We start from the raw sequence: 18,299 nt of genomic DNA, 5'->3' as shown, positions 1-18,299 counted from the left end.
GCTTCCCGAGCAACCACTAAGGAGCGACGCACATGTCAGACTTCATCGATCTGCACGGCGCCGAGCAGAGCTTCGGCGACACCGACGCGCAGCGCGAGGTACGTGCCAATGACCGCCAGTACGTCTTCCACTCGTGGTCGGCGCAGGGGGCCATCAACCCGCTGCCCATCGCCAAGGGCGAGGGCGTGCGCTTCTGGGATTACGACGGCACCGAGTACCTCGACTTCTCGGCGCAGCTCGTCAACCTGAACCTGGGTCACCAGCACCCGGGTCTCGTCAAGGCGATTCAGGATCAGGCCGGGCGTCTCGCCACGATTCAGCCGGCGATGGCGAACGACGTGCGCGGCGAGCTCGCCAAGCGCATCGTCGAGCACTCCTTCGAGGGCGCGCGCTCGGTGTTCTTCACCAACGGTGGCGCTGACGCGGTCGAGTACGCGGTGCGCATGGCGCGCCACCACACCGGCCGTCAGAAGGTGCTCGCCCGGTACCGCTCGTACCACGGCTCCACGTCGACGGCGATCACCCTGACCGGCGAACCCCGTCGCTGGGCGAACGGCACGCTCGATGCCGGCGTCGTGCACTTCCACGGCCCGTACCCCTACCGTTCGGTCTTCTACTCAGAGACTCCCGAGCAAGAGACCGAGCGTGCGCTCGCGCATCTGCGTTCGACCATCGAGCTCGAGGGCCCGAACACCATTGCCGCGATCATTCTCGAGAGCGTCACCGGCACCAACGGCATCCTGATTCCGACGCCCGGCTACCTCGCCGGCGTGCGCGCGCTATGCGACGAGTTCGGCATCCTGATGATCGCGGACGAGGTCATGGCCGGCTTCGGTCGCACCGGGCACTGGTTCGCTTTCCAGGCGTTCGATGTGGCGCCCGACCTCGTCACCTTCGCGAAGGGCGTCAACTCGGGGTATGTGCCTCTCGGCGGCGTCGTGATCTCCGAGGCCGTGCACCAGACCTTCGATCAGAAGCCGTTCCCCGGTGGGCTCACCTACAGCGGGCACCCGCTCGGTGCTGCCGCCGGTGTGGCCACCTTCGACATCTTCGAAGAAGAGGGCATCCTCGAGCGCGTGCGCGATCTGGGCGAACGTGTCGTCGGCCCGCGTCTGCGCGAGATCGCCGAGAAGCACCCGTCGGTCGGCGAGGTGCGCGGCACGGGTCTCTTCTGGGCGATCGAGCTGGTGAAGGATCGCGACACCCGCGAGCCCCTGATCCCGTTCAACGCTGCAGGTGAGGCGGCTGCGCCGTTCAACGCCGTGGTCGCCGCCTGCAAGCAGGCCGGGCTGTGGCCGTTCGCCGCGGGCAACCGCCTGCAGGTCGCCCCGCCGCTGATCATCTCGGAAGAGGATCTGGTGAAGGGCCTCGACATCATCGACGAGGCGCTCAACGTCGCCGACGGGTACGTCGGCAAGTAACCACGCGGTGCACGTTCAGCGCCCGTCGGCCCCTCGAGGTCGGTGGGCGCTGTCGTGTATTGGGTGGGGTAAGTCGGTGCTTACGCCGGGTCGGCAGGATCCTCCATCACCCCGGTCTCCGGCGACCCCGGTGCGAGCGCGTACCGCAGCTGTACCGCGCCGGCGCTGCCGCTCTTCGGTGGCTCGATGAGGTGCAGGTTAGTGGGCACCGAGCCGCTCGGAAAGACCGTGCGGCCCTCGCCGAGAACGATCGGATAGACCCACAGGCACAGCTCGTCGAGAAGGCGCTCGGCGATGAGCGTCTGCACGAAGTCGATGCTGCCGACGACGTGGATCTCGCGGTGCCGCGCGCGCAGGTCGGCGAGTTCGCTGGCGAGGTCGTCGCCCACCCGGGTGGTCTCTTTCCAGGGCGCCGACACCTCGGGATTGCGCGAGGCCAGATACTTCGGCACAGCATTGAACGTGCGCCCGACAGGGTTGTCGGCGTGCACCGGCCAGTACGACGCGAAGATGTCGTAGGTGCGTCGGCCGAGCAGCAGCGCGTCCATGCGGTCGACGTAGCCGAGCACCTCAGCGCCGACCATGTCGTCTTCGATGGGAGCCTGCCAGCCGCCGAAGCGGAACCCGCCGCTCGGGTCTTCATCGGGGCCGCCCGGCGCCTGCGCGACGCCGTCGAGCGTCATGAACAGGTCGATGATGATGCGCCCGGCGGGCCTCGTGTTGGGTGATGCGGGATCGTTCGCGTGCATGCTGGCTCCTTCGCCGTGCGCGGCGCCGCCGCGCGTTCCCCGCAGGCGGTCGCCCGCTGCGCAGCATCCTCCTCGCCGGGGCGGGCGGTGTCAATGGGGTGTTGCGTGCGCCCATCAATGTACTTCGCAGTGCGATGCATTTGGTGGTAGGGTGAACGACTGTGAGCAACGAACAGAACGCAGATCGATCGGATGCCGATGCGCTGGCACTCGATCTCACGCGCATAACTGGCCGCTTCGCGCGTATCGCCGGTCGCGTGGCTGGCGGTGGATATTCGCTCGTCGCGTGGCGCGTACTCAGTGAGCTCGAATCGTCGAGCGGCCTGCGCATCAGCGCACTCGCTCACCAGCAGCGGGTGGGCCAGCCCGCGATGACGGGCCTCGTGCAGCGGCTCGAGGGGGAGGGGTGGATCGACCGCGCGCCCGATCCCGCAGACGGCCGAGCGACGCTCGTATCGATTACCCCGGCCGGCCGAGTCGCGCTCGACGCCTACCGCGCCGCAGCCGCCGACCGCGTGCGCCCGCATCTCGACGCGCTCTCCGACTTCGACCGCGCCACACTCGCTCGCGCAGCGGAGCTGATGGATCAGCTCGGAGATCGCATTGACGATCCCTCCGGGTGACGCCACCGCGATCCCGCACCGCACATAGATTTGCGCCGCACGCGCACCACACCTCAGGAGCTTCTCACGTCCACCACCACTCGCCCCCGCACCGAACCCGCGCAGGCCAAGCCATCGATTCTGCGCCAACCGACCGCCGTCTGGGCCATTGCGTTCGCGTGCGCGGTCTCGTTCATGGGCATTGGCCTCGTCGACCCGATCCTGCCCGCAATCAGTCATGAGCTCGGCGCGAGCCCCAGCCAGACCATGCTGCTCTTCACCAGCTACCTCTTCATCACCGGCGCCGCAATGTTCTTCACCAGTTGGGTGTCGAGTCGCATCGGCGTGAAGCGCACGCTGCTCGCCGGCCTCGTGCTCGTCGTGGTCTTCGCCGCGCTCGCCGGGGCATCGGGCACCGTTGACGCGATCATCGGGTTCCGCGCCGGGTGGGGGCTCGGCAACGCGCTCTTCATCTCGACCGCCCTCGCCGCCATCGTCGGTGCCGCATCTGGCGGAGCACGACAGGCGATCGTGCTCTACGAGGCCGCGCTCGGCATCGGGCTCGCCGTCGGGCCGCTGGTCGGTGGCGTGCTCGGCACCCTGTCGTGGCGCGGGCCGTTCTTCGGTACGGCGGCGCTGATGGCGATCGCCCTCATCGCGATCGTGGTGCTGCTGCGGCAGCCGAAGCGCACGGACGCCGATGACGCCGGTGCCGCAGGCGCTGCTCCGGCGGTCGAGAAGGTGTCGATCCTCGCCGGGTTCCGCGCCCTGCGCAACCCAGCCCTGCGCTCCCTCTCGATCGTGGCGCTCTTCTACAACTTCGGCTTCTTCGTGCTGCTCGCCTACAGCCCGTACCCGATGGAGGCCGCCGCGAAGGTGTTCGGCCTCGAGTTCGGTGCGCACGAACTGGGCCTCGTGTTCTTCGGCTGGGGGCTCGCGCTCGCCATCACCTCGGTGCTCGTCGCCCCGGTGCTGACTCGCCGGCTCGGCCTGCGCCCCGTGCTCTTCTCGATGCTCACCGCGCTCACCATCTGCCTGGCGCTGCTCGGCTTCTTCGTCGACTCGCTCACCGGGCTTGTCACCGTCGTGATCATCAGCGGCCTGCTGCTCGGCGTCATGAACACCGCGCTCACTGAGGCGGTAATGGAGGCGACGGATCTGCCGCGCAACGTCGCCTCGTCGACCTACTCGGGTGTGCGCTTCATGGGCGGCGCGATCGCTCCCGCTGTTGCGGGGCCGATCTCGGAGGCGCTCGGCGCAGGCATGCCGTACTGGGTCGGTGCCGCGTCGATCATCGTCTCCATGGTGGTGCTGGCGGTCGCCGGGCGTCACCTGGTCCACATCGGTCAGCCGCACGAGAGCGCCGTTGAAGAAGCGGGCGACATCTCGGTCGGCGACGCGTAGGTGGCCGTCTGCGTACATCACCCGATCTGCAGTCAGCGCACTCCGTTCAGGGGTTTTCGATCCTCTGAGTGCAGATTGGGTGCTGAACGCCGGGTGCGGGTGGCCGGAGCCGGGTGCTGAGCGCCGGGTGCCGGGCCGCGCCAGTGTCGGCGGTGTCCGTCACAATAGAGGCATGGCCGAGAACTCCATCCCGCTCTTCCTCGACTGCGACCCCGGCATCGACGATGCGATCGCGATCGCGTACCTGCTCTGCCAGCCCGACGTCGAGCTGATCGGGCTCGCGGCGAGCGGTGGCAACGTGTCCACCGCGCAGGTCGTCGAGAACACTCTCGGCTGGCTCGAACTCGCAGGCCGTAGCGATCTGCCGGTGCACCGCGGCGTCGAGCTGCCGTTGGGCGGGGTGCACGTGCTCGATGCCCTTGCTGCCGAGGCCGGCACGGGCGGTGGAACCCTGACAGATGGCGCGACCGGTGCGGCATCGTCGGTGGATCCCGAGTACGCCGAGGTCACTCACGGCGATACGGGTGCCGGGTACGCGGAGCTGCCCGCGCCGCGCGCTGCAGCCGACGACCGCTCTGCGGCTGAGGCTTGGGTCGCCGCCGCACATGCGCACCCGGGTGAGCTCATCGGTGTGGTGATCGGCCCGAGCACCAACCTGGCGCTGGCGCTCGAGATCGAGCCGGATCTGCCCCGCCTGCTCAAGCGACTCTTCGTGATGGGCGGCGCCTTCAACTACCGGGGCAACACCCGGCCCACCACCGAGTGGAACGTCACGTTCGACCCCGAGGCCGCCGCGCGCGTGTTCCGGGCGTTCGGAGACGCCCACGTCGTCGGTGAGGCTCCGTTCGCTCCGGTGATCGGGCCGATCGAGGCGACCGAGATGGTCGAGATGACTCCCGACCGCCTGCGGCGGATCTTGGAGGGCGCGGATGCCGGGGCCGGCCCCGAGTGGCACGCGACTCTGCACCAGCTCGGCGAAGCGCTGCGCTTCTACTTCGAGTTCCACGAGGCCGATGGGCACGGCTACCTCGCGCACATTCACGATCCGTTCGTCGTCGCCGTTGCCGTCACCTGGGCGCGCGAGCAGCGCGCCGCGCCGCCAGAGTCGCGCGAAACGGCCGAGCCTGGCAGACTTCCCTGGGCCGAGAGCGCGTTCGCACCCGTCGACGTCGAACTCACGGGCACGCTGACGCGTGGCGAAACCGTCGCCGACTGGCTAGGTCGATGGAACCGACCGGCGAACGCCGAAATTATCCGTCGCGTCGACGCCGCACGCTTTCTCGACCACCTCACGGAAACCCTGATGAAAGGACCACATCATGAACGCACGCGATAGCGTGTCTGGGCAGGGGCTCGTCAGCACGACGAGTCCCGGAGAAGCTCGCCATCACGCCCCGAAGTGGGCGTACCTGCTCACCGCAGCAGGGTCGCTCGTCATCATCGCGACCTACCTCACGGTGCTCTTCACCCAACCGCCCACACTCGGGCAAGACCTGGGCAATACCACCCTTTGGGTGATGCTCGGATACCTCGCCGGCGCAGTGCTCATCGCCGTCGGTACGCTGCCGCTCATTCCGCGCAGCATCTTCGCGCTCATGCCGATCGCGATCGCCCTGAACATCACGATCGGGCAGATCATCGGCACAATGACGCCCATCCCGCTCTACCTCGACTCCTTCGGCTCCGTGCTGGTCGGCGTGCTCGCCGGCCCCGCAGCCGGTGCGCTCACCGGGGTGCTGAGCAACCTGATTTGGGGCGTCACCATCAACCCCACCGTCATCGCGTTCACCGCGGGTGCCGCCTTCGTTGGAGCTGCCGCCGGCTGGGCTGTACGCCTCGGCGCGTTCCAGGCGATCTGGTCGGCCGTCATCGCGGGCGCGATCGTCGGTGTTCCCAGCGGTGCACTCGGTGCGCCGGTCGCCGCGTTCCTCTTCGGAGGCGGGCTCGGCGTCGGCACCGGCAGCATCGTCGCGACGCTGCAGGCCGCGGGTCTCGAGATGCTCAACGCCACCACCGTGCAGAGCCTCACCTCCGACACCGTCGACAAGGCGATCATCTTCCTGCTCGCCTTCCTGGTGCTGCGCACGCTGCCGAAGCGCATCGTGCGTCGATACCCGCTCGCGATGCGATCGCTGACGCGGCGACCCGCAGCCGTATCGCCCGCACCGGCAGCGGCTGAAGCGCCCGCCACAGTCTGAGCACTCGCGTGCACGGTCGCCCGGCTTCGCACCCCGCACCGGCGTCAACGCCCGCCACGTCGGAGGCTGACGCAGGTGCGGGGTGCCGGGCGACCCCGCACCCCGGCGCCGCGGAATCGACGCGCTCGGTGATCCCGCACCCTGGCGCTCCGCACTCAGGGCCCTCGCGCCCCGCCGCGCTCCTCCACCCCGCGACCGAACTGGTGCTGCTTGCCAGTGCCCTGCTCATCATCATGGGCGTCCCGTCACCGCTCGTTCCGACGGCGGTGCTCCTCGCGTCGATCGCGACCGCGGCGGTCTCCTCGCGCATCCGTTTCGTGCGTTGGCTCCTCACATTCGCCGTGCTCGCGGTACCCATGCTCATCATGGTCGGGGTGATTCAAGGGCTGTTTTACCCCGGCGACGACCTCGAGGTGCTGTGGCGGTGGGGTGCCGCTGCACTCACCGTCGAGGGCCTCTCGGTCGCGCTGCAGCTGTGGCTGCGGGTCGCCGCCATGATCGCTGTCTGCGCACTCTTCGCGTTCGGCTCCGACTCAGCGCGCACCTTCGACGGCATGATCGCGCTGCGCGCACCGCTCGGCATCGCCTACGTGTGCGCCACGGCCCTCAGCCTCGTCCCGCTGCTCCGCGCACAGGTGTCTCACGCGCTCGAAGCCCGCGCCGCCCGCGGGTGGAACACAACGCGCCTGAGTACCCGCCTGCGCCTGCTCCCCGGCATCCTCGCCGGCCTCGTCACCGCTGCGCTCGTGCAGCTCGACCAGCGCCACGACACGCTGGAGCAACGCGGGTTCGGCCGTGTGAAGCGGCCCGCCGCACTGCAAGATCACTCGGACGGAAAGACGCAGCGCGCGATTCGGTGGATCGCGCCTGCGATGAGCGTCGTGCTCGTCGTGCTCTCGGCGACCGGCGTCGTGCACCTCCCGGCCGCATCCGAACTCCTGGGGGTGCTCCGTGGGTAATCCGACTGCGCCCCGCCTTCCCGCGCGTGCGGGTGAGCCCTCGCTCGTGTTCGGTCACGCAGGGTTCCACTACGCCGACGAGCCCGCACCAGCCCTCAGCGACATCGACCTGGTGCTACACCCCGGCGAGATGCTCGCCGTACTCGGCCCGCAGGGCGCCGGCACGTCGACGATTTGCCGGCTGGCCGCCGGGCTGCTGGCCGACCGCGGTGCGGCGAGTGGCTCGGTCACGCTGAGCGGATCCGCCGCCATGCTTGGCGATGACCCTGAGGCCCAGCTCACCGGCATGACCAGCTTCGTCGACGACGAGGTGCGTATTCCCGCGCGACTGTCGGGCAGCACGCGCCCGGTTGACGTCGGCGCCGCGCTCGAAGCGTTTGGCATGGTGCGGCTCTCCGGCCGCCGCCTCGACGCGCTGTCGGGTGGAGAGCGCCAGCTTGTCGCGCTCGCGAGTCTGATGACACTCGACCCCGCGGTGCTCGTACTCGATCAGCCCGCCCTGTCGCTCGACCCGAGCGCGCGGATGCTGTTGCGGCAGGCGCTCGCCCGCTTCTGTGCGCGCGGCGGCGCCGTGCTGCTCGCGGGGCACCAATACGACGAGCTCGCAGCAGCGGCGGATCGCGTCGACTTTCTGCACGCGGGGCGTCTCGTGAGCGGTGCCGCGCCCGCTGAAGTCGACAATGCGATGCTGATTTCGCACGGGGTGTGGAACGCGCTGGGGGCGGATGATTCTGCACCGGAACGCATGTCGAAACCTGCCGAGGCAATCGTCTCGGAACCCGCCTCGGTGCGCACCGCGCTGCGGGTGCATGATCTCACGGTCGAGCGCGACGGGACCCAGGTGCTCGACGGGGTCGACCTCGACATCGCAGCAGGTCACGTGCTGGCGGTCGTTGGCGCGAACGGTGCGGGCAAATCGACGCTGCTGCGTGCGGTTGCCGGGCTGCTTGAGCGATCCGCGCGCGTGACCGGGCTGCTGAGCGTGGAGAGCGCCGTCGCTGGCGGCACCTCGGTCGCCGGCACCTCAGTCGCCCGCACCTCGGTCGCCGGCACCGTGCACGAACTCGGGGATGCGCCTGCATCACAGCGCGCTGGATTCGTGGGCTGGGTGGGGCAGGATCCGGGGGCGCAGCTCTCGGCGGCGACCGTGAGTGCGGAACTCGAGCGTTCGGTGCCGTTGCCCCGACACCGCCGACGCGATCGCGCCGGTCTGCGTGCTGAGCGTACTGAGCGATCCGCCGCGCTGCTTGAACGCGTGGGTCTTGCGTCGCAGGCGGCAGAACACCCCTACGATCTCACGCCCGATCAGCGTAAAGACCTCGTCATCGCCTCCGCGCTGCTGCTCGAACCGGGTGTGCTGCTGCTCGATGAGCCGACGCTCGGGCGCGACCTCGCAGGGATGCGCCGACTCGAACGCATCATCACCGACTTCACCGCAGCGGGCGGTGCGGTCGTGCTGACGACGCACGACCTGCGGTGGGCGACGCAGGTGGCGACCAATGTTCGGCGTCTGCCGCCCCGCTGATACGATGGCCATCCCGAAAGGCGGGATCATGCACTTCACTGCCACGCACACCATCGACGCGAGCGTTACCGAGCGCGCCTTCACGCTCGGCGAGTTCTCCGGGCTGCTCTGGACGCCGACGACCGCGACGCCTGCTGCACCAGCACCGCTCATTCTCATGGGGCAGCCGGGCGGACTCGGCATTCGCCGCATGTACCCGCGCCTCGCGGCTCGTGCGCGAGCGGCCGCCGAACACGGCTTTGCTTCGGCGGCGATCGAACTGCCGGGTGCCGGAGAGCGCAAGCCACTCCCCGACGCTGACCAGGCGCGCAACGACCTGCGCGCAGCACTCGCTGCGGGGAGTGCGCCGAGCGCCGACGTGATCGACCGGCTGATTCTGCCGCTCGTCGATCAGGCAGTTCCCGAGTGGCAGCGCACGCTCGGCGCGGTGCTTGAGCTGCCGGAGATCGGCGATCGCGTGGGCTTTTCGGGTGGCGTCATCGCGGTCGGGGTGCGGCTCGCTGCCATCGACCCACGCATCACCGCTGCGGGCCTGTTTGCCGGCAGCTACGTGCCTCGGCGCACGATGGAAGAGGCACGCGGGGTGACGATCCCGCTCCACGTGCTGCTGCAGTGGGACGACGCGGGCAACGATCGCGGCATGGCGCTCGAACTCTTCGACGCGTTCGGATCGACGGAGAAAACGCTCGCTGCCAACATGGGCGGGCACACGGGGGTCCCGGCGCATGCGGGCGACGATGCGATGCGATTCTTCGTGCGGCACTTGAGGGCTGAGCCGCACGGGTGACGGTTGCGCGTGCGAGCGCGACGCATCGGAGCCTGGCGACCAACAGCTAGGGTGGTGCGGTGCGCACGTGCGCGCGCGATCGGAGGCCGCCCATGTCGATGCAGGAACGCGGAGCGTCACGTCTCGCGAAGGGCGCGCACGCCGCGACGCGGGCACGCACCGCATCGGGGCGACGCTCGGAACCCGAGGCCGGCGCGCCCCAGATTCTCGTGCACTCGGTCGCCGACGGAGACGTCGGGCCGGTCACGGTCAGCGAGACGTTCGCACACGCGCTGCAGCAGGCGCCCAGAGGGTCGATCGCTCGGGCGATCCTCACCCACCCCGATGCCGATGCGATCGCCGAGATCGCGTCGCTCTGGCAGCTGCACCCGGTGCTCGTCGAAGATTTGCTGCACGCCGGCCAGCGCCCCAAGGTCGAGCGCTACGGCGACGTGCTGTTCATCGTGCTGAAAGCAGCGCACTATATCGATGAGCGGGAGGACGTCGAATTCTCTGAATTCCACCTACTGGTGCGCCACGATGCCCTCGTGATCATCTGCCAAGACGGGCGATCAATTGACGGATCGCCGATACCGAACCCCCTCGACCTCTCCGCAGGATCTTCCCTCATCACCCGCGAATACCTCGATGCAGATCGCCAACTGCTGCGACTCGGAGCCGAAGCCATGGCATACCGGCTGCTCGACGAGGTCGTCGACCAGTACTTCCCGGTGCTCGACGGATTGCAGATCGACCAGGAGCAGATCGAACGCCAAGTATTCAGCGGGGATGCCGCCGCGGCCGAGCGCATCTATCACCTGAGCCAGGAAGTCATTGATGTGCTGCACGCCTCCGCAGCGCTCACGCGCCTCACCCAGCGTCTGCGTCGCGGCGCCGACCAGTACGCGATCCCTGAAGAGCTCCAGTCGTATCTGCAAGACGTGTCGGATCACCTCACGCGCGTCAGCTCCGAGGCGACGGAGTTGCGCGACGCGCTCTCACAGATCCTCACAGTCAATTCCACGCTCGTCGCACAGCGGCAGAACGACGACATGAAGAAGATCTCGGGGTGGGCGGCGATTCTCTTTGCGCCGACGCTCATCGCCGCGGTCTACGGCATGAACTTCGATCAGATGCCCGAACTGCATTGGGCCTTCGGGTACCCGCTCGCCGTCGGCGGCATGGTGGGGTTCGCGGCGCTGCTCTACGGGGTGTTCCGCTGGAAGAAGTGGATGTAGAGCTGCCGCTGTGGCGGCACCGGGCGCGGTCGCCCAACGCGATGCGCTGGTCGTCAGCGCCCGCCAGTCGCCAGGCGCATAAGGTCGCTGTCGAGGTCGATGCCGAGCTCCGTGCCGCCCGCGCTGCCGTACGAGTGCTGGTACGCGCCCCAAGACTCACCGCGCACCGACTCGCGGAACCCGCCGGCGACTAGCGCCACGAGCTCAGCGGCGGCGCGCTCGATGCGTGAGCCGAACTCGCGACTGTTCCAGTCGTCGGGCGCCGCGAAGAGCCCGGTCGGCACCGTGATGGTGCGCAGATACGAGAACAGGCCGCGCAGCTGATCATCGACGACGAGTGCATGGCGCGCACTCCCGGCGGTGGCCCCAAGCACCACGGGAGTGCCGATGAGCATGTCGTTGTCGAGCACCTGGAAGAACGCGGTGAAGAGTCCGCTCGCCCCGGCCTTGTAGACCGGGGTGGAGGCGACGATCGCGTCGGCGTCGCGCATGATGTCGCTCGCCGCCTGCAGCGCGGGGGAGACGTGCTGCGTCACGAGTGCGGTCGTCACGTCTTCGGCGAGTGCGCGCAGGTCGACGAAGCGAATGCGCAGTTCGATGCCGCGCTGGGCGGCGATTTCGGCGGCCTTGTCGGCGACGCGGTTGGCGAGCATCGTCGTGGTCGACGGGTCGCTGGTGCCGGCGCTCACGACGGCGAGGGTGTGGGGCTGTGTGGCGGCCGACTCGGTGACGGTGCCGTCGAAGGGGGTGGTCATGGGGTGCTCCTCGAGCGTGTTGCGGTGAAGATTGCGGGGGAGGGCGGATCAGGCCGCGTCACCGTGACCGGTCAGTTTGCCGGCGAGGCGACGCAGATCCTGCATCTCATCTGGGGTGAGTGCGGCGCCGAGCTGGCGGGCGACGCTCTTCGCGTGGGCCCGACCGACCTGCTGCTGCAGGGTCGCTCCCGCCTCGGTGAGGCTGAGCAGCACGGCGCGGCCGTCTTGCGGATCGGGCTCGCGGGCGATGAAGCCCCGGGTCGCGAGCCGATCCACCATGCGCGACAGGGCGGGCTGGCTGAGCAGCACCCCGCTCTGCACGTCGCACATGCGCATCGGCTCGCGCCGCTTGGCCAGCGTGTACAGCACGTCGTACTCGCGCATGCTGACCTCCGACCACATCTGCTCGGCGGCGAAGACCTGCATGAGTGCCGAGTGCGCCGACATCACGGATTCCCACGCCTCGTTGGCGAGGCGTACGTCGATGCGAGCTGGCTGTTCCATCTCGGGTGCTCCTTCGTGCGTGGTCATGCGGGTCGCCGCGTCGGTGCGGCGGGGTGTTGCGGGCGGCGGATCAGCTGATGCCGAATGCCGCGCCCTGCTTGGCCGGGGAATCCTGGTAGGGCGATCCTCCGGTTACATTGTCGCCCCGATTGGCGTTCGGCCGCGGCTGACGCGGCGCCTGGTCGCCGTATTTTGCGGTGACAAGGCTTGCGTGCGACGGCGATTCGGGCACCTCGGGATCGCGATCCTTCGCCATCTCGGCGCGCAGCACGGGCAGCACCTCCGACCCGAAGAGGTCGAGCTGCTCGAGCACGGTCTTCGTCGGCAGGCCGGCGTGGTCGATGAGGAACATCTGGCGCTGGTAGTCGCCGAACACCTCGCGGAAACCGAGGGTCTTGTCGATGACCTCCTGTGGGCTGCCGACGGTCAGCGGCGTCTGGCTCGTGAAATCTTCCATGCGCGGGCCGTGACCGTACACCGGCGCCTCGTTGAAGTAGGGGCGGAACTGCGCGACCGCATCTTGCGAGTTCTTTGCCATGAATGCCTGGCCGCCGAGGCCGATGATCGCCTGCTTCTGCCTGCCGTGACCGTAGTGCTCGAAGCGCTCACGGTAGAAGCGCACGAGACGCAGGAAGTGCTCGGAGGGTGCGAAGAGGTGGTTCGCGAAGAAGCCGTCGCCGTAGAAGGCGGCCTGCTCGGCGATCTCGGGGGTGCGGATCGAGCCGTGCCACACGAACGGGGGCACGTCATCGAGGGGGCGCGGCGTGCTCGTGAAGCCCTGCAGCGGAGTGCGGAAGTTGCCGTCGTAGTCGACGACGTCTTCGCGCCACAGGCGGTGCAGCAGGTTGTAGTTGTCGAGTGCGAGCGGCAGCGCCGAGCGGATGTCTTTGCCGAACCAGGGGTACACGGGCGCCGTGTTGCCGCGGCCGAGCATGAGGTCCATGCGCCCGCCGGCGAGGTGCTGCAGCATCGCGTACTCTTCGGCGATGCGCACCGGGTCGTTCGTGGTGATGAGCGTGGTGCTCGTCGAGAGCTTCAGCGTCTTCGTCATCGCCGCAATGTAGGCGAGGAAGGTGGTGGGGCTCGAGGAGAAGAAGGGGGCGTTGTGGTGCTCGCCGACGGCGAAGACGTCGAAGCCGACCTCTTCGGCGTGCACCGCGATCTGCGCGAGGCCCTGAATGCGCTCGGCCTCGCTCGGCGTCTCGCCGGATACCGGGTCGCGGGTGACGTCGCTGACCGAGAAGATCCCGAATTCCATGATGTGACTCCTGTGTATCGTCGGGTGCCGTGCGGGTGACGGAACCTCGTGTGCGTCATTTGTATGCGCTTGCATGTAAATGTAACACGGGTCACGCGGTTTCATTCCCGATACCGTGAAATCAATGTCTGAATTCCCTCGAAACGCGGGCGATCGCGCCGGATCGCCCGGCCGTCGCACGCCCTGGTACGCCGTGGGCGGTGCCTCGCTCGCGGGGGCCCTCGCCGTCGGGGCTGCGGCGATCCTGTTCGCAACGGGGGCGTTCGCCGGAGCCGATATGTCTGCGACCGCGCCCGATGCCGGCGGAAACGGCGACGCGTCGCAGTCCGTGGAGTCTTCCGGTACGGGAGATTCCATTGCGCCGTCAGCGTCGGCGTCGGCGACCGGCCTTCCGGTCGCCGACTCCGCCTGGGTGACCCGCATGTCTGCCGCGAGCGGGGTGCCCGAACGCGCCCTCCGTGCCTACGCGATGGCCGAGCTGACGCTCGCGCAGGAGCAGCCCGGGTGCCGACTCGGCTGGAACATGCTCGCCGGCATCGGCAAGGTCGAGTCAGACCACGGCCGCATCAACGGCTCGCGCATGCTCGCCGACGGCACCACCACGCCGCGCATCATCGGGGTGCCCCTTGACGGCACCAAATTTTTGGCGACCCCCGACACCGACGGCGGTGCGGTCGACGGCGACCCCGAGTGGGATCGCGCGGTGGGGCCCATGCAGTTCATTCCGAGCACCTGGGCGATGTTTGGTCGCGACGGCAACGGCGACGGCCGCCTCGACATCGATCAGATCGACGACGCGGCGCTGTCGGCCGCAACACTGCTGTGCGACCCCGGTCTCGACCTCACGGTCGGTGAGAACTGGATCGCTGCGCTCGACGGCTACAACCCGAGCGCCTCGTACAACAACGATGTGGCGGACGCAGCGGAGTTCTACGCACAGCTCGGGTCGGGCTGAGGGAGCGCGGCTTGGGGTGGCCCGGCCGGTGTTCCCCCGGTGTCGACCCGGTCTCGGCCCGGTCTCGACCCCAACGCTTGAGGGCGGTGCCAGATCGGGTGATCCGGCACCGCCCTCAATCGTTGGTGCGGCGAGCGAGCGTGCTTACGCCTCGCTCAGCAGCGTCTGGATGCGGCGCACGCCCTCGAGGATCGCGTCGTCGCCGAGCGCGTAGCTGAAGCGCAGGTAGCCGCTGGGGCCGAAAGCTTCGCCGGGTACCGCTGCGACCTCGGCCTCAGACAGAATGAGGTCTGCGAGCTCGAGCGACGTCGTCGGGGTGACTCCGCGATAGGTCTTGCCGAGCGCGGCGGTGACGTCGACGTAGGCGTAGAAGGCACCCTCGGGCGTCGGGCAGTTGAAGCCGGGCACCGCGTTGAGCTCCGCGACGATCAGCTTGCGGCGGCGATCGAAAGCGAGGCGCATGTCTTCGATCGGCTGCTGCGGGCCGGTGAGCGCCGCGATGGCCGCTCGCTGCGCGATGTTGTTGACGTTCGAGGTCAGGTGCGACTGCAGGTTCGAAGCGCCCTTGACGATGTCGGCGGGAGCGATGAGCCAGCCCAGACGCCACCCCGTCATGGCGTAGGTCTTCGCCACGCCGTTGACCAGGATCGTGCGGTCTTGCAGTGCCGGCACGGCCTCGACGATCGAGACCGCGCGCACGCCGTCGTAGGTGAGGTTCTGGTAGATCTCATCCGCAATGATCCACAGGCCGTTCGCGTCGGCCCATTCGCCGATCGCCCGGGTCTCTTCCGGGGAGTAGACCGCGCCGGTCGGGTTCGACGGTGACACAAAGAGCAGCACCTTGGTGTGCTCGGTGCGTGCGGCCTCGAGCTGCTCGACGGTGACCTTGTAGTGCTGGTCGGCGCCCGCGAACACCTCGACGGGCACGCCGTCGGCGAGCTGGATCGCCTCGGGGTACGTGGTCCAGTACGGCGCGGGCAGCAGCACCTCGTCGCCCGGATCGAGCAGTGCCTGGAACGCCTGGTAGACCGCCTGCTTGCCGCCGTTGGTGACGACCACCTGCGACGGCTCGATGGCCCAGCCCGAATCGCGCGCCGTCTTCTCGGCGATCGCCTGCTTCAGCTCGGGCAGACCGGCGGCCGCGGTGTAGCGGAAGTTCTTCGGGTCATCGAGTGCTGCGCGGGCGGCATCCACGATGTGGTCGGGCGTCGCGAAATCAGGCTCGCCTGCGGCGTAGCTGATCACAGGGCGACCCTCGGCTTGGAGGGCCTTCGCCTTGGCGTCGACCTTGAGCGTCGCGGACTCGGCGATGGCGGAAATCTTCTTCGACAAACGGGAGATGTGGCTCACGGTTCGATCCTACTCGGGGGTGCCGACATTGGGGGCATGCGTGGCGGGGCGATCGGTGGAGGGCTCAGCGGGCTCAGTAGTACTCGCCGTGGCGGAAGTCCCAGCTGGGGAAGACGTCGGAAAGATTCATCATGATGCGGTCGATGTCGAGCCCCTTCCGAATCATGACGGGTGCCGGTGTCACCGAGCGCTCGCCGTGCTGCTCGGGAACCAGCGCACCCTCGGCATCGACGAAGGAGACCATGACGCCCTGCTCGTACCGTGTTTCGAGCGTGGCGCCGGGCTGGATCGAGCGCACGTAGTCGTCGGCCTCGATGATGAGATCGGCCTCGGTGGCAATGGCGTCGCCGATCCCGGCGACCACCCCGCGATTGCCCTTGCCTGAAGGGTTCGCCGAACTCGCGAACGTGAGTCCATTGCCGTCGGCCCACCGAGCCGCGACGATCCGCTCGCCGGGAATCCCGAAGCGAATGACGAAGCAGCTCGTCCGTCGGCCGTCCATCACGCGGTCTGCGGTGCCGTCATCGGGAAGGACCGAGCGGCCCTCCTCGCGCCAGGGCAGAATGCAGCCCATCAAAATGTCCTGGTCCCAGTGGCGCTGATAGAACTCCTCGATCTCGGGGGTCATCTCGGCGAGTGCGCGCAGCTGATCCATCGAGCCGCACAGCACGACGCCGGGCTTGTTCAGTGCGCGCTGCTTGACGGCGAACTTGCGATCGAGGCTCGCTCGATCAGAGGTGAGGATGATGTAGCCGACCTTGGTCGGGCAGACGACGATGTTGCCTCCCGCGCCCAGCAGGTCGATGGCTTCGGGCTGCACATCACCATTCCATTGCACTCGCGTCACTGCTGCGTTCTCCTTCTGCTGGGGCGCTGCTGCACCGGTTTCCGATTCAATGTTGGATCACCTTATCTTCATCCGATGATACGCACCGGTGTGCGCGACGCGCCCGGGGAGGGGGTGCCGGGTTCGACACTGGAGGAGGGATCGCGTAGAGTAATCCGTGGTAGTTGACTTCTGCCAAAATTTCCTGTGCCTGCGAGGTGTGGGTGAGGCCGGAAGTTTCTCCCATAGGGCAGTGGCGCAATTGGTAGCGCAGCGGTCTCCAAAACCGCAGGTTGCAGGTTCGAGTCCTGTCTGCCCTGCCACATCCGTCCGGCGCGAGAGCGCCGGACGGTGGCAATGGAAAGGACGAATGCGATGAGCAGCACAGAAGTCGAGGAGAGCGGCGGCCTCGTCGAGCGCGCCAAGGCTGATCGCGCCGCGAAGCGCAATTGGTTCAGCCGAATCGCTCTCTTCATCCAGCAGGTCATCGCCGAGCTGAAGAAGGTCGTCACCCCGACCCGCAAGGAGCTCGTCAACTTCACCATCGTCGTGATCGTCTTCGTGATCGTGATGATGGCGCTGGTGTGGGCACTCGACCAGGTCTTCGGGTTCGTCACGGTCTTCATATTCGGAACGACGCTCGGCTGATCAGCCGTACGCCGAACCGTCCGTAGAACAAGGAAAGCAGCATGACGAGCGAGAACAACAACCCCGAGGCAGACCTCGACGCGGCACTCGACGCACTGGTGCAGTCGACCGACCCCGTCGCTGACGCCGCGGTTGAGGATGCGCTCGATATCGACAACGCCGAAGAGGCTGAAGCCGCCGCATCGGCGATCGTCGATGAGGAGTCGGAAGACGGCGCCGACGGCGAATCCTCCGAAGATCCCTACAAGGCCTTCAAGAAAGACCTGCGCCGCCGTCCCGGCAAGTGGTTCGTCATCCACACCTACGCCGGCTACGAGCGCAAGGTGAAGTCGAACCTCTGGAACCGTCGCGAGACGATGGGTGCGGTCGACGACATCTTCGAGATCCAGGTCCCCATGGAAGAGGTCATGGAGGTCAAGAACGGCCAGCGCAAGATGGTGACGCGCGTGCGCATCCCCGGTTACGTGCTCGTTCGCATGCACCTCAATGAGACCACCTGGTCTGTCGTGCGTCACACGCCCGGCGTGACCGGCTTTGTGGGCAACGCGCACAACCCGGTTCCGCTGCGCATCAACGAGGCGTTCGAGATGCTCAAGAGCACGGTCGAGCTCGAGCCTGCAGAAACCGCCAAGGGCAAGGCCGCCGCGAATGCCGCCGCTCAGGGCAACGTCGAGATCGACTTCGAGGTCGGCGAGACCATCACGATCAAGTCGGGCTCGTTCGAGGGTCTGCCGGGCACGATCAGCGAGATCAACCCCGCAGCCGGCAAGCTCACGGTGCTCGTGTCGCTCTTCGAGCGCGAGACCCCGGTCGAACTCAGCTTCGACCAGGTCACCAAGATGGTCTGAGTTTTTCTTTCGCGCGAACGCCCTGCTCTTCGGAGTGGGGCGTTCGTCGTTTCTGGGGTGCGTTGTGGCGGTGCGCTTTGCGGAGGTGTGCTGTGCAGAGGTGCGCTTTGCAGACGTCACGCTTTGCGGCGGCAGCGCGGCCGCGGTGGTGCCGAGCCAGGCCCGTGAGACGGCGGATGCGCGGCCTCCCGCACCGATTCGACGAAACGCATACAGCAGGCCCGGTAAAGTGTATGCATTTCGTCGAATCGGTGTCTCTGGAAAAGGGCCGCGCACCGTCGGTCCGCCAAAAC

At 67.9% G+C, this 18,299-nt stretch carries 18 protein-coding genes and 1 tRNA gene; 13 read left to right on the top strand and 6 right to left on the bottom strand.

Going from position 1 to position 18,299, the window contains the following annotated elements:
* Positions 1-32 precede the first annotated feature (32 nt).
* On the top strand, positions 33-1,421 hold the full coding sequence (locus tag CH42_RS07955; RefSeq protein WP_053352686.1) for an aspartate aminotransferase family protein: 1,389 nt from the start codon (positions 33-35) through the stop codon (positions 1,419-1,421).
* A gap of 80 nt (positions 1,422-1,501) precedes the next feature.
* Here the strand turns inward: CH42_RS07955 and CH42_RS07950 are convergent, their stop codons facing one another.
* Complete coding sequence (locus CH42_RS07950) at positions 1,502-2,170, bottom strand: dihydrofolate reductase family protein (protein ID WP_053352685.1); 669 nt, start codon at positions 2,168-2,170, stop codon at positions 1,502-1,504.
* 161 nt (positions 2,171-2,331) lie between these two features.
* Here CH42_RS07950 and CH42_RS07945 point away from each other — a divergent pair, with 161 nt between their 5' ends.
* The 8 genes from CH42_RS07945 to CH42_RS07910 all read left to right on the top strand — a co-directional run bounded on the left by CH42_RS07945 (position 2,332) and on the right by CH42_RS07910 (position 10,862).
* A complete protein-coding gene (locus tag CH42_RS07945; protein WP_053352684.1) occupies positions 2,332-2,793 on the top strand; it encodes a MarR family winged helix-turn-helix transcriptional regulator in 462 nt (153 codons plus the stop codon).
* A gap of 30 nt (positions 2,794-2,823) precedes the next feature.
* Positions 2,824-4,176, top strand: a complete 1,353-nt coding sequence (locus CH42_RS07940) for an MFS transporter (protein ID WP_082309360.1) — start codon at positions 2,824-2,826, stop codon at positions 4,174-4,176.
* 172 nt (positions 4,177-4,348) lie between these two features.
* Positions 4,349-5,512: a nucleoside hydrolase gene (locus CH42_RS07935; RefSeq protein ID WP_053352683.1), complete on the top strand. Its 1,164-nt coding sequence runs from the start codon at positions 4,349-4,351 to the stop codon at positions 5,510-5,512.
* Complete coding sequence (locus CH42_RS07930; RefSeq protein WP_053352682.1) at positions 5,496-6,374, top strand: hypothetical protein; 879 nt, start codon at positions 5,496-5,498, stop codon at positions 6,372-6,374. Before CH42_RS07935 ends, CH42_RS07930 begins: the two co-directional genes overlap by 17 nt.
* Positions 6,375-6,502: 128 nt before the next feature.
* Positions 6,503-7,333 (top strand): energy-coupling factor transporter transmembrane component T family protein, encoded by an 831-nt coding sequence (locus CH42_RS07925; RefSeq protein WP_053352681.1) that lies wholly within the window; start codon positions 6,503-6,505, stop codon positions 7,331-7,333.
* Positions 7,326-8,858, top strand: coding sequence for an ATP-binding cassette domain-containing protein (locus tag CH42_RS07920; RefSeq protein ID WP_053352680.1), 1,533 nt, complete (start codon positions 7,326-7,328; stop codon positions 8,856-8,858). The genes CH42_RS07925 and CH42_RS07920 overlap by 8 nt, the downstream gene beginning before the upstream one ends.
* A 28-nt stretch (positions 8,859-8,886) precedes the next feature.
* Positions 8,887-9,645 (top strand): alpha/beta hydrolase, encoded by a 759-nt coding sequence (locus CH42_RS07915; RefSeq protein WP_053352689.1) that lies wholly within the window; start codon positions 8,887-8,889, stop codon positions 9,643-9,645.
* 92 nt (positions 9,646-9,737) lie between these two features.
* Positions 9,738-10,862 (top strand): magnesium and cobalt transport protein CorA, encoded by a 1,125-nt coding sequence (locus CH42_RS07910; RefSeq protein ID WP_053352679.1) that lies wholly within the window; start codon positions 9,738-9,740, stop codon positions 10,860-10,862.
* Positions 10,863-10,915: 53 nt separating this feature from the next.
* Here the strand turns inward: CH42_RS07910 and CH42_RS07905 are convergent, their stop codons facing one another.
* The 3 genes from CH42_RS07905 to CH42_RS07895 form a co-directional block, all read right to left on the bottom strand.
* Positions 10,916-11,617 (bottom strand): CE1759 family FMN reductase, encoded by a 702-nt coding sequence (locus tag CH42_RS07905; RefSeq protein ID WP_053352678.1) that lies wholly within the window; start codon positions 11,615-11,617, stop codon positions 10,916-10,918.
* Between the two features lie 48 nt (positions 11,618-11,665).
* Complete coding sequence (locus tag CH42_RS07900) at positions 11,666-12,121, bottom strand: MarR family winged helix-turn-helix transcriptional regulator (protein ID WP_053352677.1); 456 nt, start codon at positions 12,119-12,121, stop codon at positions 11,666-11,668.
* A gap of 70 nt (positions 12,122-12,191) precedes the next feature.
* Positions 12,192-13,379: a CE1758 family FMN-dependent luciferase-like monooxygenase gene (locus CH42_RS07895; RefSeq protein WP_053352676.1), complete on the bottom strand. Its 1,188-nt coding sequence runs from the start codon at positions 13,377-13,379 to the stop codon at positions 12,192-12,194.
* A gap of 124 nt (positions 13,380-13,503) precedes the next feature.
* Here CH42_RS07895 and CH42_RS07890 point away from each other — a divergent pair, with 124 nt between their 5' ends.
* Entirely contained in the window at positions 13,504-14,334 is an 831-nt protein-coding gene (locus CH42_RS07890) for a lytic transglycosylase domain-containing protein (protein ID WP_239683991.1), read from the top strand.
* Positions 14,335-14,478: 144 nt separating this feature from the next.
* Here the strand turns inward: CH42_RS07890 and CH42_RS07885 are convergent, their stop codons facing one another.
* Both CH42_RS07885 and CH42_RS07880 read right to left on the bottom strand, forming a co-directional pair.
* Entirely contained in the window at positions 14,479-15,684 is a 1,206-nt protein-coding gene (locus CH42_RS07885) for a pyridoxal phosphate-dependent aminotransferase (RefSeq protein ID WP_053352675.1), read from the bottom strand.
* Between the two features lie 73 nt (positions 15,685-15,757).
* Complete coding sequence (locus CH42_RS07880; RefSeq protein WP_053352674.1) at positions 15,758-16,531, bottom strand: L-threonylcarbamoyladenylate synthase; 774 nt, start codon at positions 16,529-16,531, stop codon at positions 15,758-15,760.
* 226 nt (positions 16,532-16,757) lie between these two features.
* Here CH42_RS07880 and CH42_RS07875 point away from each other — a divergent pair.
* From CH42_RS07875 to nusG, 3 genes are all read left to right on the top strand, one after another.
* Positions 16,758-16,833 (top strand) — tRNA-Trp (locus CH42_RS07875).
* A 52-nt stretch (positions 16,834-16,885) separates the two neighbouring features.
* A complete protein-coding gene (gene secE, locus CH42_RS07870; protein ID WP_053352673.1) occupies positions 16,886-17,158 on the top strand; it encodes a preprotein translocase subunit SecE in 273 nt (90 codons plus the stop codon).
* Between the two features lie 41 nt (positions 17,159-17,199).
* Positions 17,200-18,006, top strand: coding sequence for a transcription termination/antitermination protein NusG (nusG, locus tag CH42_RS07865; protein ID WP_053352672.1), 807 nt, complete (start codon positions 17,200-17,202; stop codon positions 18,004-18,006).
* Positions 18,007-18,299: the final 293 nt, after the last annotated feature.

The sequence above is a fragment of the Leucobacter musarum subsp. musarum genome (assembly GCF_001273845.1).
Taxonomy (GTDB): Bacteria; Actinomycetota; Actinomycetes; order Actinomycetales; family Microbacteriaceae; genus Leucobacter; species Leucobacter musarum.
The sequence above is the reverse complement of the archived record's forward strand: the minus strand, read 5'-3'. Positions and strand labels throughout refer to the sequence as shown.

What these genes read in the sequence shown, in the direction of transcription:
- CH42_RS07905 (WP_053352678.1), bottom strand. Translation starts at nt 11,617, where the DNA reads ATGACCACCCCCTTCGACGGCACCGTCACCGAGTCGGCCGCCACACAG.
- CH42_RS07895 (WP_053352676.1), bottom strand. Translation starts at nt 13,379, where the DNA reads ATGGAATTCGGGATCTTCTCGGTCAGCGACGTCACCCGCGACCCGGTA.
- CH42_RS07890 (WP_239683991.1), top strand. Translation starts at nt 13,504, where the DNA reads ATGTCTGAATTCCCTCGAAACGCGGGCGATCGCGCCGGATCGCCCGGC.
- CH42_RS07910 (WP_053352679.1), top strand. Translation starts at nt 9,738, where the DNA reads ATGTCGATGCAGGAACGCGGAGCGTCACGTCTCGCGAAGGGCGCGCAC.
- CH42_RS07955 (WP_053352686.1), top strand. Translation starts at nt 33, where the DNA reads ATGTCAGACTTCATCGATCTGCACGGCGCCGAGCAGAGCTTCGGCGAC.
- CH42_RS07950 (WP_053352685.1), bottom strand. Translation starts at nt 2,170, where the DNA reads ATGCACGCGAACGATCCCGCATCACCCAACACGAGGCCCGCCGGGCGC.
- CH42_RS07930 (WP_053352682.1), top strand. Translation starts at nt 5,496, where the DNA reads ATGAACGCACGCGATAGCGTGTCTGGGCAGGGGCTCGTCAGCACGACG.
- nusG (WP_053352672.1), top strand. Translation starts at nt 17,200, where the DNA reads ATGACGAGCGAGAACAACAACCCCGAGGCAGACCTCGACGCGGCACTC.
- secE (WP_053352673.1), top strand. Translation starts at nt 16,886, where the DNA reads ATGAGCAGCACAGAAGTCGAGGAGAGCGGCGGCCTCGTCGAGCGCGCC.
- CH42_RS07900 (WP_053352677.1), bottom strand. Translation starts at nt 12,121, where the DNA reads ATGGAACAGCCAGCTCGCATCGACGTACGCCTCGCCAACGAGGCGTGG.
- CH42_RS07915 (WP_053352689.1), top strand. Translation starts at nt 8,887, where the DNA reads ATGCACTTCACTGCCACGCACACCATCGACGCGAGCGTTACCGAGCGC.
- CH42_RS07935 (WP_053352683.1), top strand. Translation starts at nt 4,349, where the DNA reads ATGGCCGAGAACTCCATCCCGCTCTTCCTCGACTGCGACCCCGGCATC.